The following is an 18,193-nucleotide window of genomic DNA, read 5'->3' as shown; positions in this document are numbered from 1 at the left end:
TCATGCGGCGCTAAGGAGCGTGAATGCGCCGGTTCAGTCGAGCAGTCTTACTCTGCCCGAAACGACGTCGTAGAGAGACGCCCGCACGGAGACCTTGCGCTGCTGCACCATGTCATCGAGGACAGGTGAAGATTCGCGCAGCGTTTTGGCCTGAAGTATCGCGTTCCTGCGAGAGACTTCGTTCACATCGTGTGAGGTTTCAACGGCGGGACGGATGTACTGGAAGAGAGAGCTGATTTGTCCCGGCACGGGTTTGAGCGCGATGGTGGCCTTCACGGCGCCGCACTCGGTGTGGCCCATCACCAGGATCGTCTTTACCCCCAACTCCGCGGCTGCGTACTCAAGGCTGGCTAGTGTGTCCGGCGCGGCGATGTTGCCCGCTACGCGCACCACAAAGAGGCAACCGAGGCTCTGGTCGAAGATGATCTCAGGGGGAACACGGGAGTCCGAGCAAGTAAGGATGGCCGCAAACGGCGACTGGTGCTCCCAGCTTGCGCGACGCAGCTCTGCCGGGCTGTGCTGGAACATGAGGAATTTCTCGGCAAGATAGCGTTCATTCCCTTCCTGCAGCAGGCGCACAGCAGCCTCCGGCGTGGCCGGCGCGGGAAAGAGCGGGGAGTGGGAGACATCCTGTCCGGCGGGTGTCGCGGCGAGCAGGGACGTGGCAGGACTAACGAACAACGAGCCAACGGCGGCCCTCAGCACGTCGCGGCGATTTAGACGATTCAGAGGAGAACTCATGGAGACCTCGCAATGCTAGAAATGGGCTACTCGTGGCAGGCCGAATTCTAGCTGCAAAGCATCTTCACGGCACGGACATAGAGATCGACGCAATCGAGCAGTTCCCGTTTGAGGATTTTTTCGTCGGGAGTGTGGGCTACGTGGATGGAGCCGGGGCCGAGGAGCAGCGGCTCACCCCAGGTGGTGAGCGACGGGATGTCGGTGGTGAACTTGGCGACCATGGTGTCGAAGCCATCAAGGGCGCGCATCTGGACGAAGGGCAACTCGAGGGTGAAGAGGACTTCGCACAGTCCTTCGCAGGCGGCGAGGATGCTCTTGCGGATGCCCTCGGCCGGGCCGACCAGGCGGATGAGGAGGTGGGCTTCGGCTTTATCGGGGATGACGTTGGGGGCGCGGCCGCCGGAGAGGATGCCGATGTTCAGCGTGGTGTCGCCGATGCCTTCGACGATGGGAAGCTGGAGGGCGCGGACGTTCTCGAGCGCGGTGAGGAGCTTGTTGATGGCGCTGTCGCCGAGTTCAGGATAGGCGGAGTGGGCCATCTTGCCGCTGGCGTGGAGTTCGACACGGAGGCAGCCCTTGGAGGCGAGGGCGAGGCGGTTGTCGGTGGGCTCGCCGTTGATGAGGAACCTGGGACGAGGCGGGTCGTTGAGCGGGAGCTCGTTGGCGATTTTGGCTCCGGCTGAGTCGCGTTCTTCGCCGACGACGAAGAGCAGGCCGGTGAGAATTCCCTCTTCGAGCAGCTTTTGCGAGGCGGCGACCTGCGCTGCGAGGATGCCTTTGGCATCGCAGACGCCGCGGCCGTAGAGATGCGTTTCGTCCTCGCTGCAGGGGCCGAGGAACGGGGGCACGGTGTCGAAGTGAGTGGAGAAGACGACCTCGGGCTGGACGCCGAAACCGCCGTCGGAGCGTGGGACGGCGTAGATGTTGAAGCGCGGAAGGGCGGGCTTCTCGCGCAGAGCTCCGGGTGTGCGCGCGGGATCAGGCGGCGGCACAGGCTGACGGGTCACGTCATAGCCCAGGCTGAGGAGGTACTCGGCGAGAAACTCGCCGCACTCGCCCTCGTGGTAGGTCGTCGACTCGATGTCGACAAGTCGCTTCGTCAGCTCGATTGGATCGATGGCCATGTTGGTACAGGATAGCTTGGTGGCGGCGCAGCGCTGTAAACGTTGAGGGATACAGGACGTGCGGAGTACGAAGAAACGCTGTGCCCTACACTGCGGGTATGTCGGATTGGCGTTCGCATGTGAAGACGGTGGAGGACCTGCGCGGTCCCGCCGGACGGCTCGAGGCATTGTTGAACACGGGGCGCGAAGACGCGCTCTATGCCGCGCTGGTGGCGCATCCTCATCCGCTGGGTGGCGGGACGATGCATAACAAGGTGGTCTACCACGCGGCCAAAGCGTTCTCCAGCTTTGGCCTGCCAGTGCTGCGGTTCAACTTCCGCGGCACAGGACTGAGTGAGGGCGCGCATGATGAGGGGCATGGCGAGGTGGATGATGTTCGCGCCGCGCTGGACTGGCTGGATGCGCGCTACGGTCTGCCGATCCTGTTTGCTGGGTTCTCGTTCGGATCGAATGTGGGGCTGCGGGCGTGTTGTGGGGACGCTCGGGTTCGGGGGCTGGTTGGCATCGGGTTGCCGGTTGAGGCGGAGGGCCGGAACTACAGTTACAACTTCCTGCCGGCGTGTGGAGCGGCTCCGAAGCTGTTCGTCTCGGGCGATCATGATCCGTTCGGACCTGTGGAGATGCTGAATGCGATCGTGGCTTCAGCGCCAGAGCCAAAGCGGGTGGTGTGGGTGCCGGGGGCCGACCACTTTTTTGCTGGGATCGAGGGATCGCCGGACAGTAAGCTGCCTCAGCTGGGAGCGGCTATCCGGTCGTGGGTGCGGGACGAGTTTGGGCTATCGGGCGAAGCGTAATCTCAGGCCGCGAGGCGGATCAGTGCCTCTGCGGGCGCGGGCGTCGTCTCGTGGGCGACGGGAGGAGCGAACCGATCCTTGAGCCGCAGGAACGGCGATTCGAGATAGCGATAGCTGAGATACGCCGCCGCATAGGTGCAGGCGAAGGCAGCTAGCACCACCAGACCTGAGATGTGAAACCTGGCGGCACGAATGCTGCCAAAGAACGCCAGCGGAAGGCAGTGGAGGAAGTACATGCCGTAGCTTATCGTGCCAAGCCTCGCGAGCCAACGTGTGCGGAAGATCCGGCTCAGGAGAGAGGCGTCGTCGATCGCCAGCATGACGACACCGACAGCGGCGATGCCGACGAAGGTGTAGCCGTAGGTGGCGAACACGGGGTGGCCTGAGTCCTTGGCCACCGGTGTGTGATTGAGAGCCAGTCCAATGCCGATGGCCGCGATGCCCACTGCAATCGCGGACGTTGCTAGAGCGCGGAAGCGTTGCGGGGTGATGCGGTACTCACGCAAGCAGAGTGCGAGGAAGGCTCCCAGGAGCAGCGTGTCGCAGCGGGAGTAGGTCGCGAAATAGAGGTAGCGGGTCTGGAGGGCCTCCCCGGGGTCGTGGAGGAACAGCACGGTGCGCAGGGTCATGACAGCCAGTACGCCGATGAGGCAGACGACGATCAAGGCGCGGCGACGACCGCGAAAGTACCGCACGACCCACGGCCACACCAGGTAGAAGTGCTCTTCAACACAGAGACTCCACACTACTCCGAGCTCGACGGGCGGTTGTAGATGGCCAATGGTCAAGATCGTGGGATTGTGATGTTCGACGGCATGCCGCATCACGAAGTTCATCACGTACAGCATGTTGCCCCAGATTACGACGCCGTCGTAGTGCAGGTGAAGGACGGGGGTCAGCAGGATGACGCAGAAATAGAAGCCGTAATAGAGGGGAAAGATGCGTAAGGCGCGGCGCGTGTAGAAGTCACGAAAATATGTCGGCGAATCGACTGAGTCGCACAGGATCCCGGTGATCAGGAAGCCGGAGAGTACAAAGAAAAGATCCACTCCCACCCAAAGAAACTCGACCGAACGTGCCGGAACCATCATGTAGCCGTAGTGCACGAGGAAGACCATGAGAACGGCGGTGCCGCGTAAGCCATTGAACGAATGGTAGCGCTCGGAGATCCAACTGCGAGGCCCGTTTGCTGTCACTCTTCCCCCAAATCAAAACTGAATTGATTGAGGGATGCGCGAAGATTGTGATCGTGTTGTTGAGGCCCTCACAATCGCTTTTTGGCGTATGCAAAAGGGTTTTTATTCGAGCAAATCCGGATCATGACTGCGGGCATACATGTCGCCGCTGGCGAGGATGAATCAGAGTGCGCGGCGGATCAGCCAGTCGTGAATGACAGCGGCAGTCTTATTGGGAGACTCGTCATTGGGGAGATGGCCGACTCCGTGCAACTGGACGAGTTTCCAGTCTGAGAGGCGGGCGGCGAGGCGCCTTGCGCTCCAGGGTGGGACGACCACGTCACGCTCTCCCCACACCATGAGCACGGGAAGGTCCAGCGGTGTAGCGTCGAGCCGCGTCGCGAGCTGATGCATGTCGTCGTTCCAGCAGCGGACCATTCGCAGGATCTGCGCAACGGTGCCCGGGGTTCGCAGCGTGTGCAGATAGGGCGCGATATCGGTCATCTCCAGCGTGCGGCGTGACCCCGGCATGTGACGGAAGACCCAGAGCATGAGCCAGTCCGGAAGCCGCGGGAGGAGATTGGCGAAGGCATGGCCGACCGGGGAGAGGTAGAAGCGCACGATCTTGCGCTCGACTCCGGAGTAGGGATGGGCGGGACAGATGAGGGCGAGACCGCGAATGCGGTCCGGGTGTCTGGCGGCGATGGAGAGCGAGATGGCTCCGCCGTGGGAGTGGCCCATGAGGATCGGACGATCGAGGCCGAGCTCATCCATGAGCTCGACGAGCATGTCCGACATTTCGGCGAAGGTAGTGCAGGAGGAGGCGCTGCCAGGGACGGGCCGTTCGGAGTATCCGGAGCCGGGGAGATCCACAGCGATGACGCGGTGATCCTGGGGCAGTCGACGGAGGACGCGCTTGTAGCAGGTGCTCTCAGAGACCAGGCCGTGGAGCATGAGGATAGGTGAGGCGGTGGCGCGGACGTTGGAGCAACGCTCCAGCAGAGACACACGCAGGCCGCGCACGATGCGTTCCGAGCGCTGCCAGTTCGTCTGGTGCTTAGGGTTGGAAGAGGGAGACACTACGACGTCGTGTTCCGGCGTGCCTCGGCGCGGGGGCGGGGCGAAGCGCTGATTGAGATGGGGTGAGCCTTGGCACCTTGCCGCGAGACAGACATGATCTCTTCAGTTCACAGGATGGCGGGGGCTGGGTCAAGGGTTGGGGAAGATTCGCGAGCTTGTCCAGATGCGCGATTTTGCACCGTTTTCCTGCATCATCGTTGCAACAATTTTCTTCCGAATTGCGTATCGCACTATGAAAACGTACATATCCAGCGTTACCGGTACACTGAATTGACATACCAGTGGGCTCTTACGGGATTGGCACCAAAGTTGCAGCCAAGAATCCCGTACGTCCAACTTATAGGCTGCTTCCCGTGAAGAACGGCGCCCAAACCCGTCTGCTTGCCCTGCTGCTGGCGATCTTTACGCTGGCCGCGGCCGGTTTGGCTATTGCCAACATGGTCCAGGAGGGAACGTACGTTCCCCCGACCGATGGCGCCCCCAAGGTAGAGGTTCACGGCGGGCTTGAGATTTACATGGTCCCGACGGGGACTCCGGCTGACAAAGCGGGTCTGCGCACGGGTGACATCCTGACCGCGATCAATGATCTGCCGACGCCGCGGATGGCGGTCGCAGAACGGGTCATCGAAGGCATCGGCATCTGGCAGAAGGCTACCTATACGGTGCTTCGCCATCCACGTGCCGGCGGCCCTCCGACACCGGTGGACATCTCGATCGTCCTGGAGCCGGCGGACCGCACCGACCATCAGGTGATGCGGCTGATCGCGCTGGTCTACCTGGCGATCGGCCTGTATGTGCTGTTCCGGCGCTGGACGGCGCCGAAGTCGACGCACTTCTATGTCTTCTGCCTGGTCTCGTTCATCCTGTACGCGTTCAAGTACACGGCGGTGTTCGACGGGCTGGACCTGGCGGTGCTCACCGCGAACTTTATCGCTGCGGCGCTGCAGCCGGCGTTGTTCCTGCACTTTGCCTTAGGGTTTACGGGCGAGTCGGCTGCTCCACGGCGGCATCGCTGGCTGTATGCGCTGCTGTATGTTCCGGGCGCGGCGCTGGCTACGCTGCGGTATCTGTCGCTGCAATACTGGTCGCCCACGCAGCTGCTCCAGCATCGGCTGGACAAGATCGACTACGCGTACCTGGTGACGTACTACATCCTTGCGGCGGTGGTCTTCGGAGTGCGGTATCGCACGGAGCGCCGGCCACTGGAGCGCCAGCAGTTGAAGTGGCTTTCGCGTGGCACGGTGCTGACGACGCTTCCCTTCACCGCGATCTATGTCATTCCGTTCCTCTTCGATTGGTCGGTGCCGCGGAACCTGACCAACCTTGCGGTGTTTGCGCTGATCCTGCTGCCGCTAACGTTCAGCTGGGCGATCGTGCGCTACCGGTTGATGGACGTGGACCTGATCTTCAAGCGCGGTGTGACGTACACGCTGGTCACCGCGGCGCTGGTGGGGATCTACTTCGGCGTCATTGGACTGACCGCAGAGGTGGTGCATACTAGGCTGCCCAGCCTGCGGGTTTGGGGACTGGTTGCGGCGGTCATCGTCACGGGACTGGTCTTCGATCCGCTGAAGCGGATGGTGCAGGGACGCGTGGATCGGGTGTTTGATCCGAAGAAGATTGACTACCGGACTTCGCTGGTGGAGTTCGGGCGCGAGCTGAACGCGCAGACGGATCTTCGCGCGCTGCTGGATTCGATTGTGGAGCGGCTTCCGGAGACGCTGCTGGTTACGCGCGTGGCGGTGTTCCTGGCGCAGGAGTATCGCAATCCCCGCGGGCGGATGGAGGTTCGCTTCAGCCTGGCGGGATCGCATGGGCTGTCGCAGCAGGTGGCTTCGGCACCGGACTCGCTGGATCTGGGGTTCCTGGACTTCGATCGGCGTGACAGCGGGTCGCATCTGTTCTTTGAGAATGCGCAGGCTGTGCTGCGGCTGCCGGAGTCGGAACGGCGTGCGGCGTCAGCGCTGGACCTGAACTACTTCGTCCCGTGTCGGGCGGCGCGGCATGAGGGCAACGGGCTTTCGACGATTGCGGTGCTTGGGCTAGGCCGAACGGGCGATGGAGACTTTCTGAGCTCCGAGGACATGGAGCTGCTGGAATCGCTGGCGGGATACATCGGAATTGCGATCCAGAATGCGCAGCTGTATCAGCGGCTGGAGCAAAAGATTACCGACTTCGAGCGGCTTCGCGACTTCAACGAAAACATCGTGGAGTCGATCAACATTGGAGTGTTCGCTGTCGATCTCGAGGACCGGATCGAGAGCTGGAATGCGCAGATGGAGGTCATGTACGCGACTCCGCGTGCGGACGCTCTGCGCAAGCACCTGAGCGAGGTCTTCCCGCCGGAGTTTCAGACGGAGTTCGATCGTCTGCGCGGTGAGCAGGGCACGAGCACGCTGTACAAGTTCCGTCTGCCCACGCCATCGGGCGAGGCGCGCATCGCCAACATCACGATTGCGCCGCTACTCAATCGCGACTTCCACGCAGTGGGCCGGATCATCATCGTGGACGATATCTCCGACCGCGTGAACATGGAGACCCAGCTCACGCAGGCGGAGAAGCTCTCGTCGATTGGCCTGCTGGCTGCGGGTGTGGCGCATGAGGTGAACACGCCGTTGGCCGTGATCTCCAGCTATGCGCAGATGCTGAACAAGCAACTCGGGAACCAGCTGGCGATTGACGATGTCAGCAGGGCGAAGCTGCAGCCGGTGCTGGACAAGATCATCCAGCAGACTTTCCGCGCGAGCGAGATCGCCAATGGGCTACTGAACTTTTCACGCATGGGGACTACGGATTTCTCACGCACCGATGTGAACGCTACGGTGCGTGAGACGGTGATGCTGCTGGAGCACCAGATGCGGTCGGCCGGTATTGCTGTCATCGCGGAGCTGGCAGAGAGCCTGCCTTCGGTCAATGGCAATCGCGGCAAGCTGCAGCAGGTGTTGGTGAACCTCGTACTCAATGCGAAGGACGCGCTGCAGGAAAAAGGCCGAGGCACCGTGCGCATCGCGACCACTGCGACGTCTAATGGACAAAGCGTAGAACTTCGGGTGGAGGACGACGGGTGCGGCATGAGCGCCGAGGTGATGCGCCGCATCTACGACCCGTTTTTTACCACCAAGCTGGCGCCGAAGGATGGGCAGCGCAAGGGTACAGGCCTGGGCATGGCCGTAACCTATGGCATTGTTCAGGAGCACAGTGGAACCATCGAAGTATCTTCCAACGTAGGAGAGGGTACGGTATTCCGTTTGGAATTCCCTGCCCTCGATGCACCGGTACGCCAAGAGCCTCACGCGATCGGCCGACAGGGCAGAACAGAGGAAGGCAAGGTAGTGCATGTCTAATGCAGCTTTAAGCGATGGGCCAGCGTCGGCAATGATCCACGCGGCACCATCGCAGGGCCAGCGAATTTTGATCATCGACGACGAGGCTGGCATTCGTGACTCGTTGGAGACGCTACTCACTCTTGAAGGCTTCAACGTCGAGATGGCGGGCGACGGAAGCGCAGGCCTGGACCTGTTGACTCGCCACAGCTATGACCTTCTGCTGCTGGACCTGGCTCTGCCGGGTGAGAGCGGCATCGATCTGTTGCCCCGCATCAAGGCGTTGTCGCCAGAGTTGCCGGTCATCATGATCACGGCGTATGGCACGGTGGGCAACGTCGTCGATGCGATCCGCGCGGGCGCGTCGAACTTTGTCCAGAAGCCATGGGACAACGAGAAGCTGCTGGCGGACATTCGTTCTGCTATCGGCAAGAGCAAGGCCGAGACCGAGGTTGCGCAGCTCAAGCGGACGCTGAAGCAGCGCTACTCGTTCCAGAACATCGTGGGCAAGAGCGACACGATGCTGAAGCTCTTCGACCTGGTGGCACAGGTTGCGCCGTCGCGGTCGACGGTGCTGATCCAGGGCGAGAGCGGCACGGGCAAGGAGCTGATCGCGAAGGCGATCCACTCGCACTCGCCACGTCGCGACAAGCCATTTGTGCCGATGAACACCGGTGCGGTGCCTTCGGACCTGCTTGAGTCCACTCTGTTTGGGCATGAACGCGGCGCGTTTACGTCGGCCATCTCGGCCAAGAAGGGCCTGTTCGAGGTTGCGGACGGCGGCACGCTGTTCCTCGATGAGATTGGCACCATGACCATGGACATGCAGGCGAAGATTCTGCGCGTCCTGCAGGACCGCCGGTTCATGCACGTCGGCGGGACGCAGGAGATCCAGGTCGATGTGCGTATCGTCGCGGCGACGAACGTGAATCTGTCTCAGGCGGTGAAGGAGGGACGCTTCCGCGAGGACCTCTTCTACAGGCTGGCGGTGATCCAGGTGGAGCTTCCTCCGTTGCGCAGCCGCAAGGAGGATGTCCCACTGCTGGCGTCGCACTTCCTCAAGGTCTACGCCGAGGAGAACAACTTTCCTCCGCCAGAGCTGGCTGCGGAGTCGCTGCGCATCATGATGGACTATGACTGGCCGGGCAACGTGCGCGAGCTGGAAAATGCGATGGAGCGGGGTGTCGTGCTGGCCAATGGACCGCAGCTGACCCCCGACCTGCTTCCGGCGCAGCTTCGCGGGACGTCGTATTCGACGGCCCTGCTGGAGCAGCGCACGGATGCTTCCCTGTTCGATGTGATGGAGGATATCGAGCGCCGCATCATTACGGACCGGCTGGAGCGCTGCAACTGGAACCAGACCGAGGCGTCGACGTACTTTCGGATTCCGCTGTCGACGCTGAATCAGAAGATCAAGCGGTTGAGCATCGAGGTTCGGAAGCGCGGTCGCGATTAGAGCTGCTTAAGCAAGAGACAACGGCCCGCTGCGAGATCGCGGCGGGCCGTTGTCGTTGTTATGAGGATGGGGCCTAGCGGCGCTTGGCCGCTTTCTTTGCAGGGGCCGATTTCTTCGCGGGAGCCTTGCTGGTTGCCTTCGCCGGGGCCTTCTTGGCGATGGGCTTTGGTGCGGGCTTCGCGACAGCCTTCTTCGCAGGGACAGCCTTCTTGATCGTTCTTGCAGGGGCCTTTTTCGCTACGGGCTTAGGAGCAGGTTTGGCAGCCGCCTTCTTCGCGGGTGCCTTCACCGCCTTTGCAGGTACAGCCTTCTTCGCAGGCGGTGCAGCTTTGGCCGGGGCCTTGGGTGCTGGCTTGGCCGCAGCCTTTGCAGGAGCAGCTTTCACGGCGGGGGCTGGCTTCTTGGCCGGGGCGGCTACGGGAGCTGGAGCCTTGGGAGCGGGCTCTGCGGCCTTCTTCGCAGCAGGCTTGACCGCGGCGACTTTGGCGACAGGAGCCTTGGGCTCGGGAGCGCCGACGGTTTCCAGCTCCGCGGGTGTCGGGTCCGGAGGTAGCGATGGATGCTCCTCGGCTACGGCCTCAGCGAGCGTCTCGTCCACCGGAGGAGCCACTTTCTTCGGCTTGGCCTTGGAGGCCTTCGCCGGCTTGGCGGCGCGGCGGCGCAGCGTGGGCGGCGGTGGCGGAGCGGGTGGAGAGTACGGCTCGAGGAAGGCCTTTGTGGCCTCCGGATTTTCGAGCAGGCCGTCCATGATGGCGAAGTGCAGCTTCTCGATCAGCTCCGCGTAGCCGGGCAGGTCGGGAGTGATGCGCATCTCCTGCATGAGCTGATACGGAACCCTGGTGCGGGCCTGGGACCAGTCGTTGAGGAAGGCGGTGAAGCGGGCCTGCACGGGCGCGCTCTTGGAGCTGTGCGCCAGCGAGAGGACGACCTCAGGCGAGGTGGCATGGAGGAGCTTCCAGGCGTCCGACGGCAGAGCCGCGGCCTTGCCTGCGAAGAGAGCTCCGAACTCCTTGGTCGCGGGCTCGAGCGCGGCGATCTGCTCGACGAAGCCGGGGCGAGCGAGCAACTGCTTGAGGTCGGCGACTTCCTTGGGGGACAGCTTGGAGACGAGCAGCGGGAACTGGACGGCGGAGGAGTCGGCGAAGATGCTGACCACTTCCAGCTGACCGGCCAGATCGCGCATCTTGTTGAGCTCGGCCTCGTTGGCCTTGGCGGCGGAAAGCGCCGGGAAGAGCGCCTGCATCCAGCCTTCGGACTCGAGGCGGCGCAGCACGCGCAGGGGGTCTTCCTCGTGGAAGATCTCCTCGAGCTCGTAACCGCGATCCCAATCGCTCATCGCGGCGATGTAGTTTTCTGCCTTGCCGGTCTCGTAACGCTGTTGGGTCTTTTCTTCGAGACGCCATCCGAGGCGGGCGGCGAGCCGCTGCGAGCGGATCATGCGGACGGGGTCTTCAATGAAGCCGTAGTTCGAGACCAGGCGGAGTTCCTGGTTCTCAAGGTCGGCGATGCCATTGAGCGGGTCCATCAGCAGGCCCAGCGAGCCCTCGTTGAGGGAGATCGCCATGGCATTGGACGTGAAGTCGCGGCGGCGAAGGTCCTCGAGGATGGTGGAAGGCTTGAAGACCGGTTTGCCGGGCTTGGGCCAAGTGGCACTCAGGGCAGAGCTTACTTCGACGCGCGCGCCGCCCGGGAAGTTGAAGAAGAGCGATTGCGTCGCGGCGTGTTCTCCGATCAGCGTTGCGCCGGTCTTCTGGATGTCCTTCTTGAGCTTGGTGGCGTTGCCCTGGATGACAAAATCCAGGTCGCGCACGGGTGAGCCGCTGGTGAGGTCGCGGACAGCCCCGCCGACGAGAAAGACCGTCATGGCATGAGCCCTGGCGGCATCGCGCACGTGCTGCAGAGCAGCTTGCTGTGCGGGTGTCAGGCGAGTTTGCAGGAGGTAAATGTAATCGGCCATAGTGTGGTGATTCGTTCTCCGGCAGCGCACGCGTCGTTTGACGGAGGTGCGGTAGTTGGACGTGCGGCCAATGAGCTAACCCTATGACTGTCAGCAGGTTATGCTTCTGCCGGCACATCTCGGCCCTCGTGGATTGTACAGCAAATGAGGCAAAATCTCCAGATTTTTGCACCCATTCTGCAGCGCTGTCATAGCGACGTGCGAAAATCTCAGCCGGAGCAGTTGCGGCGAAGGGCTTGAAGCGGCGATTGCGACTGAGGGCCGACCTCCCTATGCCTGCGGCGCACAAGAAAGTCGTTGTACGCCAGTTCGACGCCGAGCCGTCCTGGGGATACCTGCCGCCAGCGGGGTTTGTCAGCGGTGAGGAGATCCTCCTGCTGCTTCCCGATGGACGGACGAAATCACTTCTGCTCACTACGATCAAGCTCATTGCTTATGTGCGGGATTTCAATCTGGCGGACAGCGTGGACCCCGAGCGAATGGGACGCAGGACCTTCCAGGGACGCCCGCGGGGCGAGGGATTGTGGCTGCGAGTGGGTTTTGCGGACGACGATCAGGTCGAGGGGCTGGCGAACTTCGACATGGGGTTCATCGACATGCTGCTGGAGGATCGCGGGGTGTTGATGTCGCCGCCAGACGGCCGGGGGAACACGCAGAAGGTCTTCGTGCCGCGGGCGGCCATGCGGTCGCTGGAGCTGCTGGGGTCGATCAGTTCACCCGCGAAGCGGGCAGCGGCGGACAGGGCGAAGGCTGTGGTGGATGCGTTGCAGGCTGGGCTGTTTGAGGGCTGAGGGCCTTGCTATCCATCACGGCGACGCAGGGGCTGCCGCGCTACAATCCCCTCCATGACCTTAGGAGAGCTGGCCGAGCGGCTGGTCGCTGAATTATTGCCGGGCGTCGGCGATGATGTCGCGGCGGTGGCTGCGAAAGAGATTACGGGGCTTAGCGGCATCGAGACGGCAGGGCCGTCGGAGGTGACGTTCGTCGCCAACCCAACCTATGCCCGGCTGGCGGCGAAGACGGGAGCGGCGGCGATCATTGTGGAGCCGGAGTTCCATGAGGTGCCGGTCGCTACGCTGCGGATCAAGAACCCGTACTTTGCCTGGGCACGAGCCATTGAGCTGATGTATCCGGCGCCGGTTTATGCTCCCGGAATCCATCCGATGGCGGCGGTGGATCCGACGGCACAGTTGGGGCGGGATGTTCATCTTGGAGCGTTTGCGGTGGTTGGGGCCGGGTGCGTCGTCGGCGATGGGACGGTGATCCTGCCGCACGCGGTGCTGTATCCGGGTTCGACGGTCGGGGCTCGCTGCCTGATCCATGCGCATGCGGTGGTGCGCGAGGGCTGCCTGCTGGGCGATGAGGTTGTGCTGCAGAACGGGGTTGTGATCGGGGCGGATGGGTTTGGATTCGCCAAGGACGCGGCCGGGCGCTGGAGCAAGATTCAACAGGCGGGTCCCGCGGTGCTGGAGGACCGGGTGGAGGTGCAGGCGAACTCCTGCGTCGACCGGGCGAGCATCGGGGAGACTCGGATCGGTGCGGGAGCGAAGGTCGACAACCTCGTCCAGGTCGGGCATGGGTCAGATGTGGGGCCGGATTCCCTGCTGTGCGCGCAGGTGGGGCTGGCTGGGTCGACGATCCTGGGGAAGAACGTGATTCTTGCGGGGCAGGTGGGGGTCTCGGGCCACCTGAAGATGGGCGATGGGTCGATCGCGACCGCGCAGTCGGGCGTAGGAATGAATATCGAGCCGGGAGCCATGGTGAGCGGGTCGCCGTCGATGGACAACCGGACCTGGCTGCGAATGGTGACGTCGCTGCCGCGGCTGCCGGAGCTGATGCGGCGCGTGCGGGCGGTGGAGCAAGGATTGGCGAAGCTGACTCCAGCCCAGCCCGCAGAGACAGAGACGCAAGGAAGTGCGGAGTGAGCTTGAGAATCGAAAAGTACGTGCTGGTACTAATGGCCGCTACAGGGATGTTGGGACTCAGTGGATGCAAGTCCGCGTTCATCGCTGCGACGGTGACGAACGCCACGGGGGGCAGGATTTCGGAGATCGAAGTCGACTACCCGAGCGCGAGCTTTGGCACCAGCACGCTGGAGCCGGGCGGCGAGTATCACTATCGGTTCGAGCTGATTGGGAACGGACCGCTGAAGGTCACGTGGACGGACGCGGCGAAGAAGCCGCACAGCGCGACTGGGCCCTCGGTGACGGAGGGTGAGCGGGGCGCGGTTGCTATCAGCTTGCAACCGAACGGTACGGCGGTCTGGAAGCCCGAGCTTTCCCACTAGAGGCGGGTGAGCCGCGCGGGCTGGTTTTGCAGGCTAGTGCGTCCCTCGGATCGGTGTAGCATGCACGACGTCGTGGGAGTGGATGGCTTCGTCATGGAATGCGACGCCGGCGAGTACAAACAGAGCGATGCTGAGCAGGGTGAAGATTCCAATCAACAGGAAAAGAAGCATGACAAGCCTCACTTCTACGCGGGCTTCAGGGATGGACGTGCCGCGTTCGCGTAGTTACCAGAGCGAATTGCGATGACGGCGGTCCGACTATTTCGTCGAACGTCCGGCTGCGACATCGGCCGGATTGACGCCGCGCTGGCCTGCTCGCCGCCGCTTGCTCGCAGAGTATGCCAGACCGGCAAAGCATAGACCTATCAGCGCGAAGATAGCCAGCAAAAGAACGACGATCATGGGTTCCTCCCGTGTCTGCGCGCGTTCGGATTCCCGATGTGGCGCGTCGCGCGGTTTCCGGCCACGAGGGACTAGGATGCCCGGCAGCCAAGTGGGGGCAGCCTGCCGGCGAGGTACACTCGGGCCTGTGCGGCAAGGTTTGTTCATCACGTTTGAAGGGCTGGATGGCTCGGGCAAGACCACCCAGGTGCGGCGGCTGGCGATTGCCCTGGAAGCCGAGGGGCGGCGCGTCGTAACGCTGCGCAATCCCGGTGGGACAGCGTTGGGCGACCGGATTCGGGCGATCCTGCTGGATTCGCGGTCGGAGTCGGAGCTGGGTGCGATTACGCCGACGGCGGAGCTAGCACTGATGTTTGCGGACCGCGCGCAGTCGCTGGAGCAGATTGTGAAGCCGGCGCTGGCTGATGGCGCGATTGTGCTGTGCGATCGCTACACGGACTCGTCCGAGGCATACCAGGGCGGAGGGCGCGGATTGGGCTCGGAGCGGGTGCTGGCGATGCACCAGGCGGTCTGTGGAGGCTTTCAGCCGGACTTGACGATCCTGCTGCTGCCGCCGCTGGAGAGCTCGTTACGCCGGGCGCGACGCCGCAACGAGCGGCACATCCAGACCTCAGGGACGGATGAGAACCGGTTCGAGCGCGAGGACGATGAGTTCTACCGGAGGGTGTATGAGGCTTACCGGACGATTGCAGGGCGCGAGCCCAAGAGGGTGGTTGCGTTGACCGAGGATGCGCGCATCGAGGCGATTGCTTCCACCGTGCTCAACGTGGTGATGGACCGGCTGCGAGCTCATGAAGATGCGGGAGATATCTCTGCTCCGGATGCCGCGTCCCCGACCGCTCCATAGCATCGGATGTAGGCGACCCATGCAGGATCTTGCCAGCAGCTACGATTACATCCCTGCCCACACCGAGGGCGAGTATCGCTTCCCTCCCGGGTTGAAGCGTAGCCTGGTGCGGTACGCGCGGCGCAAGTGGGTGAACTTCGGGCAGCCGATTCCGCTGTTCGAGCACCTGCACCAAACGTTCGGTCCGATAGCGCATTACAAGTTCATGGGCACGACGATCGTGTTCGTCAACGATCCGGAGTTCGTGCAGGAGATCCTGGTCAACCAGGGGCAGGCGTTCGTGCGGGAGCGCACGATCAAGCGCATGAAGATCTTACTGGGTGAAGGGCTGATTACCTCCGACGATCCGATCCACATGCGGCAGCGCAAGCTGATTGCGCCGGCGTTTCATCGCGGAAGGATTGCGGGCTACGCCGAGGAGATCGTCAAGGCGGCGGAGATCGTTGCCGACACGTGGACGGCGGGCGAAGAGATCAATGTTGCTGACGCGATGATGCGGCTTAGTCTGCGGATTGTGGCGCGGACGCTGTTTGACAGCGAGGTGGACGACGATGTGCTGTCGGTGGCGGATGAGTCGAACACGATTATGGGGCTGTACAACTTCCTGATCGCCTTCCCGAAGCTGGAGAGGGTGCTGCACTGGCCGATTCCAGGGGTCATGCAGTTCCGGCGGGCGAAGGCGCGGCTGGATGCGATCGTGGACAAGCTGATCGCGAATCGGCGGACCTTGAGCCCGGAGCAGTTGGAGGGCAAGGGCGACCTGCTGTCGATGCTGGTGGCGGCGCATTACGAGGAAGAGGGGTTGGCGGCGAGTTCGGCCAGTGGCATGAGCGATGCGCAGGTGCGCGATGAGGTGCTGACGATCTTCCTGGCAGGCTATGAGACGGTCGCCAATGCGCTGACGTGGACCTGGTACCTGCTGAGCCAGAACCCGGAAGCTCGAGACCGGATGTACGCCGAGGTAGATGGGTTGCTGGGCAATGCGAGCGGGCGTATGAGGCCTGCGACGCTGGCGGACTATCCGCAGTTGCGCTACACGGAGATGGTGTTTGCGGAGGCCATGCGGCTGTATCCTCCGGCATGGGCGATGGGGCGGGAGTCGACCTCCCCGGTGACGCTGGGGGAGTATCGGTTGCCTCCGAAGACTCACTTCTTCATCAGCCAGTACATCCTGCATCGGTCGGAGGAGTACTGGGAGGAGCCGTTGGCGTTCCAGCCGGAGCGGCATACGCCGGAGGCCAAGGCTGCGCGGCCACGTTTCGTCTACTTCCCTTTTGGGGGCGGGCGGAGGCAGTGCATCGGCGAGAGCTTTGCATGGATGGAAGGCGTGCTGGCGCTAGCGACGATTGCGCAGCGCTGGAAGCTGGACTTTGTGCCGCGCTTTCCGGTGGAGCTCGAGGCGAAGATCACGCTACGGCCGAAGTATCCGATGGTGATGCGGCCGATTGCCCGCTGAACCATTTGGGAACGAGAACGGCCAACGGACTGGACCGTTTTGTTGCGGCGGCGCAGATTTCCGCGAAGCATGGCGCGTCCTGGGGCACAGTGAACAGAAGTCGTGGTTTGGCGCGATAAGACTTCGCAAGATAACGCGCTGGCTTCTCGGCAGACATCTGCCCAGGTGCGCCGATAGCTCTCAGAAGAGGTAACCCCGTGAACTGTATCCATTGGCCCGAGCGCTACCTGCCGGGAACGACCGACAATTTCGTCTCCAACGAAGACATTGTGAAGGGCCTTTCGGCTGCGGATGTATGGCCGATCCTGATCAATGCGTCCCTGTGGCCGGCATATTACCCGCAAGTCTCCGACGTGTCGGTTCCTGGCAAAAAGCTAGGCGCGGGGATGAAGTTTTCCTTCAGCACGTTTGGCTTTCAGTTAGAGGCTGAGGTCGCCGAGTTCGTTCCGCCGACACCCGGTCAAGCGGCGCGGATGAGCTTCCGTGGCCAGATTGAGGACGATGAGAACGGGACCATCGATCTGCTGCATTGCTGGCTGCTCGAGGACCTTCCCGGCGACCGGGTTCGGATTCTCACGCAAGCGTCGATGATTGGGAAGATCGCAGCGGATATGGCGAGACGCCGCCCGAACCCCATGTTGAATGCCGACCAGATGTGGCTCGACGGGCTGATCACGTCGGCAAAAGTGGTTCGCGCTCACGCGCAATAAGGCACGGCAGGATTATTCGCGGACCGGCGATTTCCGGGCTGAATGCGACACTGGATCTATGCCCTTTACGCCCGCTCACGCGGCAGCAGCCATCCCGTTTCGCAGGACGCGCCTTCCCGTGGCCGCAATTACGATCGGTTGCCTTGCGCCAGACCTCTTGTACTTCCTGAGGCTGGCGCCGCATGGGCGCTTTGGGCACACATTGGCGGGAGTCTTTGTCCTTGACCTCCCGCTTGCGCTGGGGCTGTTCTGGATTTGGGGAGCATATCTCCGGCCCGCTGCGCTTGCGGTGGTGGTTTCGGAAGAGACGGCCCTGAACGCGTTGGCGAAGCGCCGTTGGAGTGCGCCGTTCGCGCTGCTCGTTGTGGTTGGCATCCTGTTGGGCGTGGCCTCGCACCTCCTATGGGACGCGTTCACGCATCGCGGATTCTGGCCGTATCACCATATCGCTCTCTTGAGGCGGGCCTTCTTCTTCCCGGGGCATAGGCACCACCTGCGCGGCTATGAGGTGATGCAGTTGTTTAGCTCCGTTGCGGGGCTGGGGATCGTCGGAATCTGGCTGTGGAGCTACTGGAACGAGCCTTCGCATGGAGCCCGGTTTCACCTTCCCCTGGTATGGCGGTGGCGGCTCGTGACGGCTGTCCTGTTCGCTGTCGTCGTGGCTGTGGTCCGGGGCCTGTGGGGAACACGCGGCATCCCCTGGTCCGTCGCGACCTCCTTGTTCATCACAGAGTTTCTGATCACATCCCTCGACGTGCTGTTCCTGGTGTGGCTCGCGGCGTCGATGGTGGTGATACACCGGATGACGAGAGTGCGATACCGGGATCTCGTCGATGCGTGA

The 18,193-nt window shown here is 62.7% G+C and carries 17 protein-coding genes; 11 read left to right on the top strand and 6 right to left on the bottom strand.

From position 1 onward, the window contains the following. Positions 1-33 precede the first annotated feature (33 nt). A complete protein-coding gene (locus tag AC5E6W_RS11680) occupies positions 34-741 on the bottom strand; it encodes a carbonic anhydrase (RefSeq protein ID WP_491752464.1) in 708 nt (235 codons plus the stop codon). A 47-nt stretch (positions 742-788) separates the two neighbouring features. After that, the gene (locus tag AC5E6W_RS11675) at positions 789-1,865 is read right to left on the bottom strand and encodes a M20/M25/M40 family metallo-hydrolase (RefSeq protein WP_491752463.1); all 1,077 of its coding nucleotides are present in this window, start codon (positions 1,863-1,865) and stop codon (positions 789-791) included. A gap of 98 nt (positions 1,866-1,963) precedes the next feature. Here AC5E6W_RS11675 and AC5E6W_RS11670 point away from each other — a divergent pair, with 98 nt between their 5' ends. After that, positions 1,964-2,659 carry an alpha/beta hydrolase gene (locus AC5E6W_RS11670; protein WP_491752503.1) on the top strand — a complete coding sequence of 232 codons (696 nt, stop codon included), beginning with the start codon at positions 1,964-1,966 and terminating at the stop codon, positions 2,657-2,659. Between the two features lie 2 nt (positions 2,660-2,661). On the opposite strand, the gene AC5E6W_RS11665 is transcribed toward AC5E6W_RS11670, so the two are convergent. Next, a complete protein-coding gene (locus AC5E6W_RS11665; RefSeq protein ID WP_491752462.1) occupies positions 2,662-3,855 on the bottom strand; it encodes an acyltransferase family protein in 1,194 nt (397 codons plus the stop codon). Between the two features lie 162 nt (positions 3,856-4,017). Continuing rightward, entirely contained in the window at positions 4,018-4,914 is an 897-nt protein-coding gene (locus AC5E6W_RS11660; RefSeq protein WP_491752461.1) for an alpha/beta fold hydrolase, read from the bottom strand. Between the two features lie 353 nt (positions 4,915-5,267). Here AC5E6W_RS11660 and AC5E6W_RS11655 point away from each other — a divergent pair, with 353 nt between their 5' ends. Together AC5E6W_RS11655 and AC5E6W_RS11650 are read left to right on the top strand one after the other, a co-directional pair. Then, positions 5,268-8,258, top strand: a complete 2,991-nt coding sequence (locus tag AC5E6W_RS11655) for an ATP-binding protein (protein WP_491752460.1) — start codon at positions 5,268-5,270, stop codon at positions 8,256-8,258. A gap of 31 nt (positions 8,259-8,289) precedes the next feature. Beyond that, the gene (locus AC5E6W_RS11650) at positions 8,290-9,693 is read left to right on the top strand and encodes a sigma-54-dependent transcriptional regulator (RefSeq protein WP_491752502.1); all 1,404 of its coding nucleotides are present in this window, start codon (positions 8,290-8,292) and stop codon (positions 9,691-9,693) included. A 73-nt stretch (positions 9,694-9,766) separates the two neighbouring features. Here AC5E6W_RS11650 and AC5E6W_RS11645 read toward each other — a convergent pair whose 3' ends face one another. Further along, positions 9,767-11,650 carry a tRNA nucleotidyltransferase/poly(A) polymerase family protein gene (locus AC5E6W_RS11645; protein WP_491752459.1) on the bottom strand — a complete coding sequence of 628 codons (1,884 nt, stop codon included), beginning with the start codon at positions 11,648-11,650 and terminating at the stop codon, positions 9,767-9,769. Between the two features lie 272 nt (positions 11,651-11,922). On the opposite strand from AC5E6W_RS11645, the gene AC5E6W_RS11640 reads away from it, so the two are divergent. The 4 genes from AC5E6W_RS11640 to AC5E6W_RS11625 are packed head-to-tail and all read left to right on the top strand — an operon-like array spanning position 11,923 to position 14,162. Beyond that, on the top strand, positions 11,923-12,441 hold the full coding sequence (locus AC5E6W_RS11640) for a DUF6982 domain-containing protein (RefSeq protein WP_491752458.1): 519 nt from the start codon (positions 11,923-11,925) through the stop codon (positions 12,439-12,441). A gap of 54 nt (positions 12,442-12,495) precedes the next feature. Beyond that, positions 12,496-13,575, top strand: coding sequence for a UDP-3-O-(3-hydroxymyristoyl)glucosamine N-acyltransferase (lpxD, locus tag AC5E6W_RS11635; RefSeq protein WP_491752457.1), 1,080 nt, complete (start codon positions 12,496-12,498; stop codon positions 13,573-13,575). Next, positions 13,572-13,937 carry a hypothetical protein gene (locus tag AC5E6W_RS11630; RefSeq protein WP_491752456.1) on the top strand — a complete coding sequence of 122 codons (366 nt, stop codon included), beginning with the start codon at positions 13,572-13,574 and terminating at the stop codon, positions 13,935-13,937. Before lpxD ends, AC5E6W_RS11630 begins: the two co-directional genes overlap by 4 nt. A 60-nt stretch (positions 13,938-13,997) precedes the next feature. Further along, positions 13,998-14,162 carry a hypothetical protein gene (locus AC5E6W_RS11625; RefSeq protein WP_491752455.1) on the top strand — a complete coding sequence of 55 codons (165 nt, stop codon included), beginning with the start codon at positions 13,998-14,000 and terminating at the stop codon, positions 14,160-14,162. Positions 14,163-14,195: 33 nt separating this feature from the next. Here the strand turns inward: AC5E6W_RS11625 and AC5E6W_RS11620 are convergent, their stop codons facing one another. Then, the gene (locus AC5E6W_RS11620) at positions 14,196-14,339 is read right to left on the bottom strand and encodes a hypothetical protein (RefSeq protein WP_491752454.1); all 144 of its coding nucleotides are present in this window, start codon (positions 14,337-14,339) and stop codon (positions 14,196-14,198) included. A 76-nt stretch (positions 14,340-14,415) separates the two neighbouring features. Here AC5E6W_RS11620 and tmk point away from each other — a divergent pair, with 76 nt between their 5' ends. The 4 genes from tmk (at position 14,416) to AC5E6W_RS11600 (ending at position 18,193) form a co-directional block, all read left to right on the top strand. Further along, positions 14,416-15,186, top strand: coding sequence for a dTMP kinase (tmk, locus tag AC5E6W_RS11615; RefSeq protein WP_491752453.1), 771 nt, complete (start codon positions 14,416-14,418; stop codon positions 15,184-15,186). Between the two features lie 19 nt (positions 15,187-15,205). Further along, on the top strand, positions 15,206-16,642 hold the full coding sequence (locus AC5E6W_RS11610) for a cytochrome P450 (protein WP_491752452.1): 1,437 nt from the start codon (positions 15,206-15,208) through the stop codon (positions 16,640-16,642). 197 nt (positions 16,643-16,839) lie between these two features. Next, entirely contained in the window at positions 16,840-17,352 is a 513-nt protein-coding gene (locus AC5E6W_RS11605) for an SRPBCC family protein (protein ID WP_491752451.1), read from the top strand. 58 nt (positions 17,353-17,410) lie between these two features. After that, on the top strand, positions 17,411-18,193 hold the full coding sequence (locus tag AC5E6W_RS11600) for a DUF4184 family protein (RefSeq protein WP_491752450.1): 783 nt from the start codon (positions 17,411-17,413) through the stop codon (positions 18,191-18,193).

The sequence above is a fragment of the Bryocella sp. genome (assembly GCF_058498515.1).
Note: the sequence above shows the minus strand (reverse complement) of the source record. Positions and strands in the feature narration are given on the sequence as shown.